At 45.0% G+C, this 12,178-nt stretch carries 14 protein-coding genes and 1 tRNA gene; 11 read left to right on the top strand and 4 right to left on the bottom strand.

Features of this window, described 5'->3' with window-relative positions; all coding sequences use genetic code 11:
• Nucleotides 1-418 precede the first annotated feature (418 nt).
• The 9 genes from JGK22_RS20370 to JGK22_RS20330 all read left to right on the top strand — a co-directional run bounded on the left by JGK22_RS20370 (nt 419) and on the right by JGK22_RS20330 (nt 4,753).
• The gene (locus tag JGK22_RS20370) at nt 419-754 is read left to right on the top strand and encodes a hypothetical protein (protein WP_293197305.1); all 336 of its coding nucleotides are present in this window, start codon (nt 419-421) and stop codon (nt 752-754) included.
• 2 nt (nt 755-756) lie between these two features.
• A complete protein-coding gene (locus tag JGK22_RS20365) occupies nt 757-1,677 on the top strand; it encodes a hypothetical protein (RefSeq protein ID WP_293218722.1) in 921 nt (306 codons plus the stop codon).
• A gap of 322 nt (nt 1,678-1,999) precedes the next feature.
• Nucleotides 2,000-2,257, top strand: a complete 258-nt coding sequence (locus JGK22_RS20360) for a hypothetical protein (RefSeq protein WP_293179407.1) — start codon at nt 2,000-2,002, stop codon at nt 2,255-2,257.
• Nucleotides 2,254-2,667 (top strand): hypothetical protein, encoded by a 414-nt coding sequence (locus JGK22_RS20355; RefSeq protein ID WP_293179404.1) that lies wholly within the window; start codon nt 2,254-2,256, stop codon nt 2,665-2,667. The genes JGK22_RS20360 and JGK22_RS20355 overlap by 4 nt, the downstream gene beginning before the upstream one ends.
• Nucleotides 2,668-3,099 carry a hypothetical protein gene (locus JGK22_RS20350; protein WP_293179401.1) on the top strand — a complete coding sequence of 144 codons (432 nt, stop codon included), beginning with the start codon at nt 2,668-2,670 and terminating at the stop codon, nt 3,097-3,099. It abuts the gene before it with no gap.
• 74 nt (nt 3,100-3,173) lie between these two features.
• On the top strand, nt 3,174-3,383 hold the full coding sequence (locus JGK22_RS20345) for a hypothetical protein (RefSeq protein ID WP_293213943.1): 210 nt from the start codon (nt 3,174-3,176) through the stop codon (nt 3,381-3,383).
• Between the two features lie 69 nt (nt 3,384-3,452).
• On the top strand, nt 3,453-3,830 hold the full coding sequence (locus tag JGK22_RS20340; RefSeq protein WP_293313499.1) for a hypothetical protein: 378 nt from the start codon (nt 3,453-3,455) through the stop codon (nt 3,828-3,830).
• On the top strand, nt 3,814-4,116 hold the full coding sequence (locus tag JGK22_RS20335) for a hypothetical protein (protein ID WP_293313497.1): 303 nt from the start codon (nt 3,814-3,816) through the stop codon (nt 4,114-4,116). The genes JGK22_RS20340 and JGK22_RS20335 overlap by 17 nt, the downstream gene beginning before the upstream one ends.
• Nucleotides 4,117-4,309: 193 nt before the next feature.
• Entirely contained in the window at nt 4,310-4,753 is a 444-nt protein-coding gene (locus tag JGK22_RS20330; protein ID WP_293313495.1) for a L,D-transpeptidase, read from the top strand.
• On the opposite strand, the gene JGK22_RS20325 is transcribed toward JGK22_RS20330, so the two are convergent.
• From JGK22_RS20325 to JGK22_RS20310, 4 genes are all read right to left on the bottom strand, one after another.
• Nucleotides 4,750-5,865 (bottom strand): site-specific integrase, encoded by a 1,116-nt coding sequence (locus JGK22_RS20325; RefSeq protein ID WP_293179386.1) that lies wholly within the window; start codon nt 5,863-5,865, stop codon nt 4,750-4,752. The genes JGK22_RS20330 and JGK22_RS20325 overlap by 4 nt on opposite strands.
• Before the next feature lie 83 nt (nt 5,866-5,948).
• Nucleotides 5,949-6,022, bottom strand: a tRNA-Asp gene (locus tag JGK22_RS20320).
• A 56-nt stretch (nt 6,023-6,078) separates the two neighbouring features.
• On the bottom strand, nt 6,079-7,206 hold the full coding sequence (locus tag JGK22_RS20315; RefSeq protein WP_293179383.1) for an esterase-like activity of phytase family protein: 1,128 nt from the start codon (nt 7,204-7,206) through the stop codon (nt 6,079-6,081).
• A gap of 66 nt (nt 7,207-7,272) precedes the next feature.
• Entirely contained in the window at nt 7,273-9,084 is a 1,812-nt protein-coding gene (locus tag JGK22_RS20310; protein WP_293179380.1) for a TM0106 family RecB-like putative nuclease, read from the bottom strand.
• Between the two features lie 296 nt (nt 9,085-9,380).
• Here JGK22_RS20310 and JGK22_RS20305 point away from each other — a divergent pair, with 296 nt between their 5' ends.
• Both JGK22_RS20305 and JGK22_RS20300 read left to right on the top strand, forming a co-directional pair.
• Nucleotides 9,381-10,628: an aminotransferase class V-fold PLP-dependent enzyme gene (locus tag JGK22_RS20305; protein ID WP_293218728.1), complete on the top strand. Its 1,248-nt coding sequence runs from the start codon at nt 9,381-9,383 to the stop codon at nt 10,626-10,628.
• A 215-nt stretch (nt 10,629-10,843) separates the two neighbouring features.
• On the top strand, nt 10,844-12,175 hold the full coding sequence (locus tag JGK22_RS20300) for a P-loop NTPase fold protein (RefSeq protein ID WP_293206545.1): 1,332 nt from the start codon (nt 10,844-10,846) through the stop codon (nt 12,173-12,175).
• The last annotated feature ends 3 nt before the right edge of the window (nt 12,176-12,178 follow it).

The raw sequence follows: 12,178 nt of genomic DNA, 5'->3' as shown, positions 1-12,178 counted from the left end.
TTTCTTTTTGCATCTATACACGATAAAAAAAATACCTGCCGATCAACCGACAGGTAACATAAATTGATATTTATAAAAATATTTATGTATTTAAATATTTATTTAAAGCGTCTGCCACGACTTCCCACATCTTCTTTTTTTCGTTCAGAGCTCGCTGTTTGAGCTTGAGCAGAAGGTCGCTCGTTATCTTTACCGTCATCAAGGTTGACTGCATAAGGGCTGCCTACAATAAATAAATATTTAAATAATTATGGCATGTTGTCCTATTACATATCAACGTCTGAAGCTAGCATCGCGAACTGGTCGTCGAGTGTTTTTACCTTTAAACCCGACGAGTCGTTTTTGCTTCAGAAAACGGACATAAACGGCGCTTTTCGCTAGGCTTAAAGAGTCAACAGATCACTTCGACTTTCGATTTATGCAAATTGCACCGAACGAGATTTTCGCTGGATATACATTCGACACGGCCGCTGGCGAAATCCGTATTCCTCTCACATCTCTCCCCGGCCTCTCAGAGGCTGAGGCAAATGCCACTACAGGTAACGGGATGGAGGTGATTCGGCAAATTGTCGATCGCACTCACTCAGCATTAACGGCTCTAGCACCAACAGCGCGGCCTACCAAAGCGACGGTTACAAAGCCTAATCCGTCGATCGCTTCCGGGCTTAATGTAGCCCCTGGCACGTTAAGGCAGTCGTACAATCTGGCCTTCGATCTGATGCCAGTTGCACTTGAATTAGCAAGTGAGGTCTAACGATGGCAAGGCCTGAAGGCATTACCTTCCGGGGAAACAATTATCTTCCTGACTGGGGTACGGCGACTCAAACTTTTAATTACAAATACACGTTCAAGATACCGGACGGCACCACTGATGCAATGATTAATGCGATCATTGCCGCCGTCGGCGGAACCGTGATCAATACCAGGGGGGTGCCCTGCGAAGACGAAGAGGGATACTCGTGGAGCCCGAGAAAACTTAAGTTTTGGTTTGAAGCGGGGAAAACAGTGAGTATCCCTGTTCCCAGCAAAACTAACTTAGTAGCAGCGTCGGCTACTATTGCAGGCCAATTAAATCAAATTGCTCGGGTTATTTGCGTATCACTTGAAGGTGAGACTTGGCGGAATATCATCGATTTACTAGATCCCACATCAAGCGTGTTGCCTCCTGTGCCACTACCCATAACGGACACCGACGCAGGCGAGAAGGAAACGTCGTATGTGGGTAGCATGAACTACGAAACAGACGGCTCGTTTGAAATGGCTTCAAAAGCCTTCAAGATGGCTACCAACTTGGCAGGAAATATCCCTTATGCCCAGTACGCAACAGCAATCAACAACTGCTTAACTGCAAGTGGTGGTCCAATCAACACGTCAAGTGCCAGATGCCCTGGATTCAGACAAGTGACCTTCGAGCACAGGCGATTCAGGGTAGTGATGCTACAGAACCGCAGAGTTGTCGAGAAAGCTGATGGGGCTACCCCAGGTGCGGCTTCAGAGATCAAGGCCGCAAAATCTGAAATGCTCGTTCCCATGAGCAGTCGCGATCCTGAATTGATTAGGGCTTGTGGATTAGCGCTGCGAGCCGTGCCGCACACAATGTGCCTGGGATACAGAGGGGAGTGGGACAAGCGATTTTCCTCTAAAAATCCCACTGCTCTCCCTACTGCTACTCCGTAATGCTGTACCGGGCAAATTACGTCACGGACACGGGCAAAACTTATTTTTTCGCATCGTTATCGGTGCTCGCGAAAGAGTCTTTTTTGCCCGAAATATTCAAAAGCAACTCTTCACAAAGCGCAGGATTTTGCGCTTTGCCACGAACAGTTCGACCAAGGGAAGCGCTACTCTGGGATGCTTCGGGGGAGGGACACAAAATCCAATATCCATTTCAACCCGGAACCCCGGAATGGCTTGATTTCTGGAATGAGATAAACCAAAATCCAGAAATTGTCACCAATAAAAATATTGGAGAACGCATTCAATTAAACTTGAGGGACTTATGAGATTTATCATACTCAAAACCGAATGCAATTCGGATGGTATCATTTCCTTTTTTGGGGCGAATCAATCCGTCCGGCGCGCGTCGGGCAATTCTATTAACTGGATAGATTTGCGTGAAGCTAAAACTAACACTATTGAGCCGGATTTGTGCGATTTGCTGTCGTTTGACGATGCCGAATCCGCCGTCGATTTCTTGGATGATACTGAGATGTCCGGCGTGGAAAACGTCTGTATCGTAGGTGTTGAGACTGAGTGAGTAGCGCCAGCAAGATTAAGACGCGCAGAACGGTCAGGGGTAGAGATTTAAAGATTAGATACACTCAGGACAACTTAGAGGACGCTTTAATTAACCAAAGGCAATACTACGATGAGAATGGCGACGAATTAACTCCCGTAACACCGTCACTCTTAGCCCGTCAAGTGGCAACCAACAACCCAACGATTGACCGTCTTAGCAATGCGGAACCGCGTCATATCTCCGCGTGTTTCGGCTCACCTGACAACAAGACTGGCGAGAGTAACTTTAAGATTGTCGTCCCTTACGCGCCAGGGGACAACAATCAAATCGAACAAATAAAAGAGGTGTACGATTATACTTCTACTAGCACATTCTTATCACCAAAATCCCCTTTGAGCTTGACCTATCACGGCGAAAACTATGGCTAAATGCCTGCACTTACTGTTATTATAGACACGCAAATCATCACCGCTACTCCGGTTTACACGGACTGGTTTCCGCCGAACACATTGTTCTTGGTGTTCCAGTCCGATGACACGGGTGAATATGTGGAAACAGGGGAATTCGTCGAGGTAGCGGTAGCTTTATTTTCTCGAATACAAGAAGCACCATTGATTGAAAGACTGTGTGCTTTTCAGGGCTCTATAAACACAATCGACTTCATTCGGATTCCAAGTTTTCGATATCGGAACGACCTGTTTTCGATGCGCCTATTGATAAACCCTTCGACAGGATTCCACTGTCGAATCATCGCTGTAAGTGACGATAGCAGCCCAGGCTTTGATGATATTATTGGGCAGTTAGAAGACATCACCGAACAACTTGAAAACCTAGTGGACAATCCACAACAAATACCTTAAAATAAACGAAGCTAGTCAACGTCAAAGATACGTTTGATAGCCAGTCAAGCAAACAATCAAACCCAGTTAAACCAATGGAACCAAGATTCGCACGGGTAATTTTAGCCGCAATTTCTGCCAACTTCAATTACACGAAACAAGTGGACGAAAGAACCGGGGGTTCTGGGCAAAACGAAGCCTCGCTTAACGAAGCCATCATGGCTTTAGAAAACCTAGTCAATCAGGTCGGCGAGCAGATTGATGCTCCAGTACAAACAGGACAGACTGAGCAACCAGTCGCGTAGCACTTCCCAATTCAATGATGGCGAAATCCGTATTTCGCCATCATTGAATCAATATGGTCAGCAAGAAAAATGAAACCAATTGTAGTTGCAGAAACAGAGAAAGGGCGGGTAAAACTAACATACCCACACCTCCCAGACTTCGAGCTAAAGATGGACTTCAATCCAATAATTGACAAGTTCCACCTCGCAGGCAGTTTTTGCTTGGTGCACTGGCAAGCCAAGCCGTTTGGATTAAGAAGATGGGGGGTATATGACGGGGGGAAAGACAAATACTACCCATTTACATGGAATGGAGCTCTTTGCTCAACACCTCCGAGATTTCTTCAGATAGATGAAGAACTGGTGAAGTCAGTACCTACAGCAGCCCTACTTTTCCTTGACACAACAGTAGTTTTAAAAGAATATTTGACTCTTGCTAGCGTGAGACAAAATGCAGAAACTCGTTGACCTAATCAAGGCAGATATTGCCACCACGGTAATTGCTTTCTTTGGGCTGGTAGTTGCCCTTCTTGGATTGTCAATAAGTTTCTGGCAAGCCAGAAAACAGCAAAGAAAAGAACACTTAGAAGAAATTCGATTAAGGGAAATAGAGATAAAGGAAGCAGTTAAACAACGGGAACACATGGCGCAGCAAATGAAACTGCAAGCTCAACAGGTGAAATTCCAAGGGGAACAAATAGCTCAAATTCTCGATTGGGTCTCCAAAATTACATTCCAGAACAGGAAAGACTAATGGATAGAATCTCACTACGTATTGCATTATTTTGCATATGCCTTTGCACTTTCGTTTCGTGCCTAGGACTGATAATTGTAATATTAGAAGCGCAGCCAATTCCAGCCAGCTTAATTGAATTAATAATTACCATGATCGCCGTCATAGGAGCTTTTTTGGCTCCGTCGCCCCTACAAAAATAACGGAGTCCCACATGAGCCATTCACTCGCCTTTGCGATGACTTTAGCCGCATCCAATGACTTGATTTACGGCAGCTTGAGATTGACTTACCCCGACAAAAAATTTATTGATTATTTGGCGACATCTGGATGCACACAGTGGCAGCAACCGGGCGATGAATGGGCGAGAGGAAAAGGGCCAATTCCGGCAGGCTTTGAGTACAAAATCCCGACAGTACCTTATTGGCTCCCCACAAGAGGAATAGAAGGGTATTTTTTCCATATCACACCTGACCCAGTATCAAGCTCTGGCGATATCAGGAGCGAATTAGGTATCCATTTTGACGCTAATGCACCGGGAAGCGCAGGGTGCATCGTGCTCAAAAATTTCTCGGGATGGGAGAGATTCTGCGATCGCATGGAGGCGATCACAAAATCCGGCATCAAGTCAATTCCACTCTCGGTTAACTATCACTAAGGCAATTGTGGCTGATTTATAACGTGGCCGTAGTGCTGAAGGATCATTTTACCGTCGCGATGCCCAGCAATTTGAGCAACTTGTGGCACCGACAAGCCACTTTCAAGGGCTTGGCTCAGAAGAGTGTGTCGCGTAGCGTAGGGCTTTCTGTAAGGAATATCCAAAAACAATAATGTGGGCATCCAACATTGAGAACGAAAATTGCCATGATCTATAATTTGTCCCTTGGGGCTTTTAAAAATTAGACCACAAGCATTCTCGGTAATTATTGAGCTAAAGAGAACAAAGACACGATCGGACATCTTCAAAGTGCGGACAGATTCTTTGGTCTTAGGAGATTTACAAATTTTCTGGTATTTCCCCCGCTGCCGAGACACCGACTGCCTGATAAAAATCAGGCGCTTTTCTAAATCAACACTGTCCCAAGTTAACCCGACAGCTTCCCCAGTCCTCACTCCCGAAAAAAGTAAAAATCGCACAAACGGTGCGTAAGTGATATAGACCCGATCGACGTAATTTAATATTTTTTCGATTTCAGCGTCTGACAATGGCGCTTTTTTCTTGTCCGATCGCTGTCGCTCATCTTCTGTTGCCGTGCGAGAGCGAACCCTTTTCAAAGGATTATCCGCTGGCTTAATCAAGCCCTCTTCTACGGCCCACAACAAGCACGATCGCAACATAGACAATCTGCGATTAAACGTGCTCGCAGCCAACTCACTAATTTGCAGCCATTCAGTATTATCAAGCGAAGGATTTCCCGATTTTACAAGCATGGCTCGGACACAAGCATAATGATCTGCTGCGGTTGAAATTGGCAAGTCAAGAGAAACAACCCAAGCATCCCAAAGTTCAAGCCAGCAAATCTTGGGATTAGCTTTTACCCGAAGCGGAGTTTGAGCGGCAGATAACTTGTGGCGATACCTTCCTAGGGATGGATCAAAATTTCCAGCAAGAATATCATTTTCGATTTTTGTGGCGATCGCTGCGACCAATTGCCGATCGCGCTTATTCTCCCATTTTCCACCGGGCAAAGGCGAGAACGAAAACCTAGCGCCCTCAACAGTAAATTGAAGCCGGATCGCTTTCCTATCTTTTGACGGATTAATATTCATTTTGAGCGGATTTTGAGCGCAAACTACGTTAGCGGTAGATCCGACAAATCTATCAAAACTTTAAAAGCTTTGCTACGAGAGAACGGGACAGACGGGGCTCGAACCCGCAACTTCCGCCGTGACAGGGCGGTGCTCTAACCAATTGAACTACTGTCCCTCGTTTTGCCTTTGTTTCAGGCACAATTTCTATTATGCAGATAACTGCACCGTTTGTCAAGAGGTTTTTTGAACTTTTATTTGGAAGCCCAAAATTTGAGTCTCTTGCAGGGGACTGAAGTTGTTGTCGCTTACCAAAATCAGGCCTCTGGTACCATCGGCTAAATCGGGGCCAAATGTCAAGCCCTCAATGTTGTCTAGGGGAATTTTCAGAGTTTCCAAATCCAGCAGCAGCCGTTTTTGGGCGGGGGAAACCTCGCTGATACGGGTTTTGAGGCTTGGGAGTGCTTCAATGCGATCGGCTTTTTCCAAAGAAATCTCAAAAATTCTGATCGTCGTGCCGGTTTCCAGGGAGAAAGCGCGCTCTAAACTCAGCAAGCGCTTGTCGTCGATCGCCAATAAATCCACTAAACCGTTGCTAGTTAATTTTCCCACAGGATTGGCACCAGGGGGTAGCGGTTCCGTGATGTAGGCAAAGGAGGCATCTGGATTGCCACTCGCAGCATCGTACCGCAAAATCCGGCACGGGCTGCCTTTTTCCAGGGAAGTTACGGCGCCATCTTGAACTGTAGCGTTTTCGGTGGCGGTGAATAGGTATTTGCGATCGGCAGTTAAAGTCAAGCTTTCAAAGGCGAGATTGTTGCGGATGCCTTTGGTGCCTTTGGCATCGGGCAAAAATAGGTCAGGAATTAAAAGCGTTTTCAGCAGTTTACCATCCAGGGAGAATTCTTTGATGAAAGGAGCGATTTGGCGATCGACATCTCCCTCAGAAGAAACAAACACGCTTTTGCCAGTAAAAGTTATCCCTTCGGGATCTAAACTGAATTCGGGAAAACTTTTACCGTTTTCATCTAATAAAGTCGTCACACCAGTAAATTCAATATTGTCTTTCTCCAGCTTACCAGATGCCAAGTTAATTTTCAGAGAATAGAAGCGCGCCGGAGCCTTGCTGCTGCGGTCATCAGAAATAGCATAATAAACTTGTTTCTCCGCATCATAGGTAATTCCCGAAAGTCCGCCAATTTCTGTCCCCCCAAAGGGAGAACCTGTTGGAAATATTGCCCTACCGATAAAATCTATTTTGGTAACAGCGAAAGATTGGGCCGAAAGATTGACAAAAATAGCAACAGTTGCTGCCATCAAAAAACAGGCAATAAATATAAGTATTTTCCCTAAATTGTGCATCTTACTATCTTCTTATCTTTCTTGCTTCGCGGCCTTTGCGTCTTCGCGGTTCGTTCAATCAGAAAATTACTGTTTCTGACTCAACAAAAAATTAGTCAACCAATCTTTAACGATGTAAGTAGCGCGACAGTCGTCCTCATTGTAGCGGACGATCGCCTCCAAGAGATCTCGATCGCCCGTTTTGAGCCAATCATCGTACCAACAGACACACTGAGCACCGTTAGCCTTAGCATCGCGCCAGTCAAAACCCAACCAGCGCGCAATGGGTTTGAGTGCGTAACTTTCCACCGGCATAATCGCTTGCTGCGTCACTTGCTTGTGAATATCCACAAACCTTTTCAGCACAGGCTTCCACAAGTAAGCTGGAGTGTTGTAAAGTTTAGCCAGTCGCTTAAAAGTCTTGACTTCGTAGTCACAAAAGTGGAAAATCGGAGCAATGGGATAAGCCCACATTAGTTCTAAAAATTGCTCCCAGATTGCACCTTCCTCAGCCGGTGATTCTGCCAGGAAGCCGTGGAATTTTTCAGTGTTGTTGTACCTGTCAACAACTAATACTCCGTGGAGATAATCTAAATTTAACTCCGGTTCGGCTTCGATGTCAAAGTAGAGTTCGATTGGGGCGATCGGCAAAAAGACAGATTGTGAATAAGGAATTGGTTTTTTGCGGAGAATCGGCGCAGGTATAGAAGGTGCAGCAGATTTATTTTCTGTAATCTTTACGGACTCAATTTTAGCTATTACTAAACTATTCCCTGCAACTTCTGGTATTCTGATAAACTGATTAACCGCTGTCGTTGCCGAACCTCTATCTTTAACATCCGTTAAATCCGTTACATAATCCGCTGCCGAACTTCCTTCTTTGACATCCGTTAAATCCGTTACAAAATCCGTTGCCGAACTTCCTGCTTCTCGCACAAACGGTTGATTTAACAAAGTCGATCGCGCTTGTTGCACCACATCGACAGCCACTCCCGCCACAAACTCAGGATAACTCGCTAATAAATCGGAATTAGCATTAGCCAAAGATGCTAAATCAGTCAATCCTAGAACTTTTAATATAGCATATCGCTTAGCCGTAACTCCCGGCAATAGCGAAAGATGTTTAATCGATTCGGCTTCCTCGTGACAAGCCGTATACCAACCGCAAAGAGTACACTTTTGCCGAGAAATGAAAACCTCCGGTTTCTGCCGATTTTCTAACATCTCAATGCACTCATCCAAAATCTGGAACATTTGAGGCATTCGCTGGTAGAGATTCACCGCCCAAAGCCCTTTTGTCCGCAGCATCAGCCACGCAGTTTCGGGCATTGTTCCCTGCATGGAAGCTAAGACTTTCGCATGAAAAGCAGCAATAATTTGATAGTCTAGTTTTGGTTTTTTACTTAACCACATATCGGCTGTCGCATAACTCCAATTACCAAAATTGGAATCTCCAGGCTGTTTGATTAATAAGTGCGGGCGACTGACGAGGGTGATTTCGGAAGAGTGCAGGATTGAGGAGGAAAGATGGACTGGAGTTTCGGGGATTTCGCCGATGTCTGGCAAATATTGACCATCTATTCCTGAGATAGAAGCTGTTTCACCATTGGTTTTGCCTAATTCGCCTTGACAAAGGACTCCTCGATAAATGCGATCGACTCCTTGCTGCATTAAACTCAAAGTAGCCGCCGCACCAGCCGCCCAATCCCCTCTAGGATAATATGGTTGTTCGTAGGTTTCGGATTCTAAAGTTTGCTGCTGGTATGTCGAGCTATCTCGCATCAATTTTAGCAAAAAGTCACTTGGTGGATCTTGTTGTTTCCAATCTCCCAATATATCTAAAAATGCTCGGAGATTACATCGTTGATAGGAAAGTAGTAGTTTGTCAGTTATTAACATTTAGTGTTTGCAGAAGGTTCGTCAACGGATTGTGTCACGGATGTCACGGATGTAAAAGATAGAAGGTTTGGCAATCGATTATATAACGGATGTAACAGATGTCATGGATGTAAAAGATAGAAGTAAGAAGGCTTTTTGAGAGAAGTTTTTGACATTAATATTTATTCAATCTGTCATGCCGCACACACAGTCCATATATAGTATTTTGTAGGGGCAATCCCCCGTGGTTGTCCATCCCTAGGGTTATTGTGTAAGTTCTATCAATATTAACGTTATCAATTAATTCCCCAGAAAAAATGACAAAGGACAAACACCGGCAACAATTTCCAGCTTTGGCCAATAAAGCTTATTTTAACTACGGCGGACAAGGGCCGTTGCCTGAGACTGCTTTAGAGGCGATTTATGAGGCCTATAAGCGGGTGCAGCTTGGGGGGCCGTTTTCGGGGGAAATCGGTGCTTGGGTGGCTCAGGAGGCGATGCTGACGCGACGTGCGATCGCAAACGAGTTAGCCGTCCCTCCCGAAACGATCGCCCTGACTGAAGATGTCACCGTCGGCTGCAATATTGCTCTGTGGGGCATTGATTGGCATCCTGGCGACCATTTATTGCTCTCTGACTGCGAACATCCGGGCATTGTAGCTAGTGTAATGGAACTTCAGCGCCGTTTCAACCTTGAGGTTTCGGTTTGTCCGTTGGCGGCTACTTTGAATCAGGGCGATGCGGTGGCGGTAATTGCTGATTATTTGCAGCCGAATACTCGTTTGTTGGTAATCAGTCACATCTTGTGGAATACTGGCCAAGTTTTGCCTCTGACTGAGATTGTGAAAGTGTGCCATGAAGGCTATGAACCCCCCCTAACCCCCCCTTGGCAAGGGGGGGGACAAGAAGATTTGCCTGTGCAGAATCACAAAGTCAGAGTATTAGTTGATGCGGCTCAATCTGTGGGAGTTTTGCCTTTGAATTTGATTGAGTCGGGAGTTGATTTTTATGCTTTCACGGGTCATAAATGGTGGTGTGGCCCGGAAGGTTTGGGTGGACTCTATGTAAGTGCAGAAGCTTTGGCAGATTTGCAGCCGGTGTTTATCGGTTGGCGGGGAATTGTGACGGATGCTAATGCTAAACCGATTGGCTTTAAACCGGGAGCTCAACGTTACGAAATTGCGACTTCGGCTTATCCTTTGTATGCGGGTTTGCGAAGTGCGATCGCCCTGCAACATGAATGGGGTCCGATCGAGGAAAGGTATGCAGAAATTTGCCGTTTGAGCAAGTATCTCTGGGAACGTTTGTCGGAAATTAGCCATGTAGAATGTTTGCGGACTTCGGCACCGGAAGCGGGTTTGGTTTCGTTTCGATTGACTAACGGGATGCCGCATAAAAAGCTTGTTGATTTGTTGGAGAAGCAGGGAATTATGGTGCGGACAATTCTGAATCCTGATTGCGTGCGGGCTTGCGTTCACTATTTTACCACTGAGGCGGAGATTGATAAGTTAGTTGGGGCGATCGCAATTCAATCTGAGAATGCGATCGACAATAGGATAGATTAATCCAAAGAAACCGGGTTTTTTACCGAATCTGCGGACTGTAACGAAGTATTCTCGCAAAAACCCGGTTTCCGATCACCCCTGCGTAAGTGAAGTCAGCCGGAGAACCATCGAATCATGCTAAAATAAACATCGGTGTTAGCGCAGACTTAGCAGTAGAGGGGTGAGATTACAAGGCATTGTGATAAACTTAGAGTTATAGTCTATATATATTTCCTATGACTAACCAGCGCCTAGAATCCTTCCAAACAGCCTTCCAGAATCTTCAGTTACTTCCTTTGGTCACCGTAGAGCAACTGAATAAATTTCATGTGGAATATGGCACGGAGATTTTAGAAGAATTGGAGCATTTAGTTGAAGATTGCTCGCCAGACAATAACAAAATCATTTTTACAGGGCATCGTGGATCAGGTAAATCGACATTGCTGGGTCAATTTTGCCGGGACACGCAGAATCGCTACTTTGTAGTCTTCTTTTCAATTTCTGACATGATTGAAATGTCAGATGTGAATCATATTAACATTTTGTTTGCTATGGCAGTAAAGCTCATGGAAGCAGCAGAAGAACGCCAGATTAAAATCGGTTCTAAAACAAAAAAAGCTTTTTATCAATGGTTTAGTAAGCATACTAGAACTGAGGGAAGTTCAGTTGATTCGAGCATTGAGCTAGAAACGAGTGGAGAAGCTGGTGTCAATGCTTGGTTCGTGAAATTCTTTGCCAAATTGAAAGCGACATTGAAGGCAAACTCTGTGATTCGTGAGGAAATTACGACTGAGTTTGAGAGACGGATTTCAGATTTAATCGATCGCATCAACGATATCGCTAGTGCGATTGAAGCGGCGTGCGGACAAGAAGTTCTGGTTGTGATTGATGACCTTGATAAACTCGATCTAGAAATTGTAGATAAAGTTTATCGAAATAATATCAGTGCGTTGTTTCAGCCTCAATTTCGGATTATTTATACAATTCCAATGGCAGCGACACGAGATATGTCGTTGCGAGGAATTATTCAGAATGCCACAAACAATAAGATTCAATCGATGTGGGCGACAAAGTTGTTTCCGCGTGGACAAGATAGAGTTCCCAATGCCTCTCCTGTCGCAGAAGCTGTAAAAGTATTTGAGCAAATTCTTTACAAACGAATCCCCAAGGAGTTGATTGCACCGGAAGCAACTCAGATGATGATCGTTAAAAGTGGTGGTGCATTGCGAGAATTTATTCGTTTGGCTAGTCTGTGCTGTGGGTTATGTTTGAAGCAGTTACGTCGCACACCAGACAACCAAGATTTAAAAATTACGTCTGAGATTTTGCAAAATGCGATTAAAGACTATCGCATTAATTTAACAGAACCTCTTGGACAAAACCGCTATCAAATTCTAGTGGATGTATACCAAAATTATTTACCCCTAGATGGAATGGATCAGGATTTCTTGGATTTATTGCACACGCTTTACATCCTAGAATATCGCAATGACGATTTGTGGTTTGGAGTTCATCCAGTGGTTCAGGAAATATTGCAGCGGCGTGGATTAATTGGAGCGGAGGGTTAATTA

Origin of the sequence: Microcoleus sp. PH2017_08_TRC_O_A, from assembly GCF_020738665.1 — a bacterium.
GTDB lineage: Bacteria > Cyanobacteriota > Cyanobacteriia > Cyanobacteriales > Microcoleaceae > Microcoleus.
Note: the sequence above shows the minus strand (reverse complement) of the source record. Positions and strands in the feature narration are given on the sequence as shown.

What these genes read in the sequence shown, in the direction of transcription:
- JGK22_RS20370 (WP_293197305.1), top strand. Translation starts at nt 419, where the DNA reads ATGCAAATTGCACCGAACGAGATTTTCGCTGGATATACATTCGACACG.
- JGK22_RS20365 (WP_293218722.1), top strand. Translation starts at nt 757, where the DNA reads ATGGCAAGGCCTGAAGGCATTACCTTCCGGGGAAACAATTATCTTCCT.
- JGK22_RS20360 (WP_293179407.1), top strand. Translation starts at nt 2,000, where the DNA reads ATGAGATTTATCATACTCAAAACCGAATGCAATTCGGATGGTATCATT.
- JGK22_RS20350 (WP_293179401.1), top strand. Translation starts at nt 2,668, where the DNA reads ATGCCTGCACTTACTGTTATTATAGACACGCAAATCATCACCGCTACT.
- JGK22_RS20345 (WP_293213943.1), top strand. Translation starts at nt 3,174, where the DNA reads ATGGAACCAAGATTCGCACGGGTAATTTTAGCCGCAATTTCTGCCAAC.
- JGK22_RS20340 (WP_293313499.1), top strand. Translation starts at nt 3,453, where the DNA reads ATGAAACCAATTGTAGTTGCAGAAACAGAGAAAGGGCGGGTAAAACTA.
- JGK22_RS20335 (WP_293313497.1), top strand. Translation starts at nt 3,814, where the DNA reads ATGCAGAAACTCGTTGACCTAATCAAGGCAGATATTGCCACCACGGTA.
- JGK22_RS20330 (WP_293313495.1), top strand. Translation starts at nt 4,310, where the DNA reads ATGAGCCATTCACTCGCCTTTGCGATGACTTTAGCCGCATCCAATGAC.
- JGK22_RS20325 (WP_293179386.1), bottom strand. Translation starts at nt 5,865, where the DNA reads ATGAATATTAATCCGTCAAAAGATAGGAAAGCGATCCGGCTTCAATTT.
- JGK22_RS20315 (WP_293179383.1), bottom strand. Translation starts at nt 7,206, where the DNA reads ATGCACAATTTAGGGAAAATACTTATATTTATTGCCTGTTTTTTGATG.
- JGK22_RS20310 (WP_293179380.1), bottom strand. Translation starts at nt 9,084, where the DNA reads ATGTTAATAACTGACAAACTACTACTTTCCTATCAACGATGTAATCTC.
- JGK22_RS20305 (WP_293218728.1), top strand. Translation starts at nt 9,381, where the DNA reads ATGACAAAGGACAAACACCGGCAACAATTTCCAGCTTTGGCCAATAAA.
- JGK22_RS20300 (WP_293206545.1), top strand. Translation starts at nt 10,844, where the DNA reads ATGACTAACCAGCGCCTAGAATCCTTCCAAACAGCCTTCCAGAATCTT.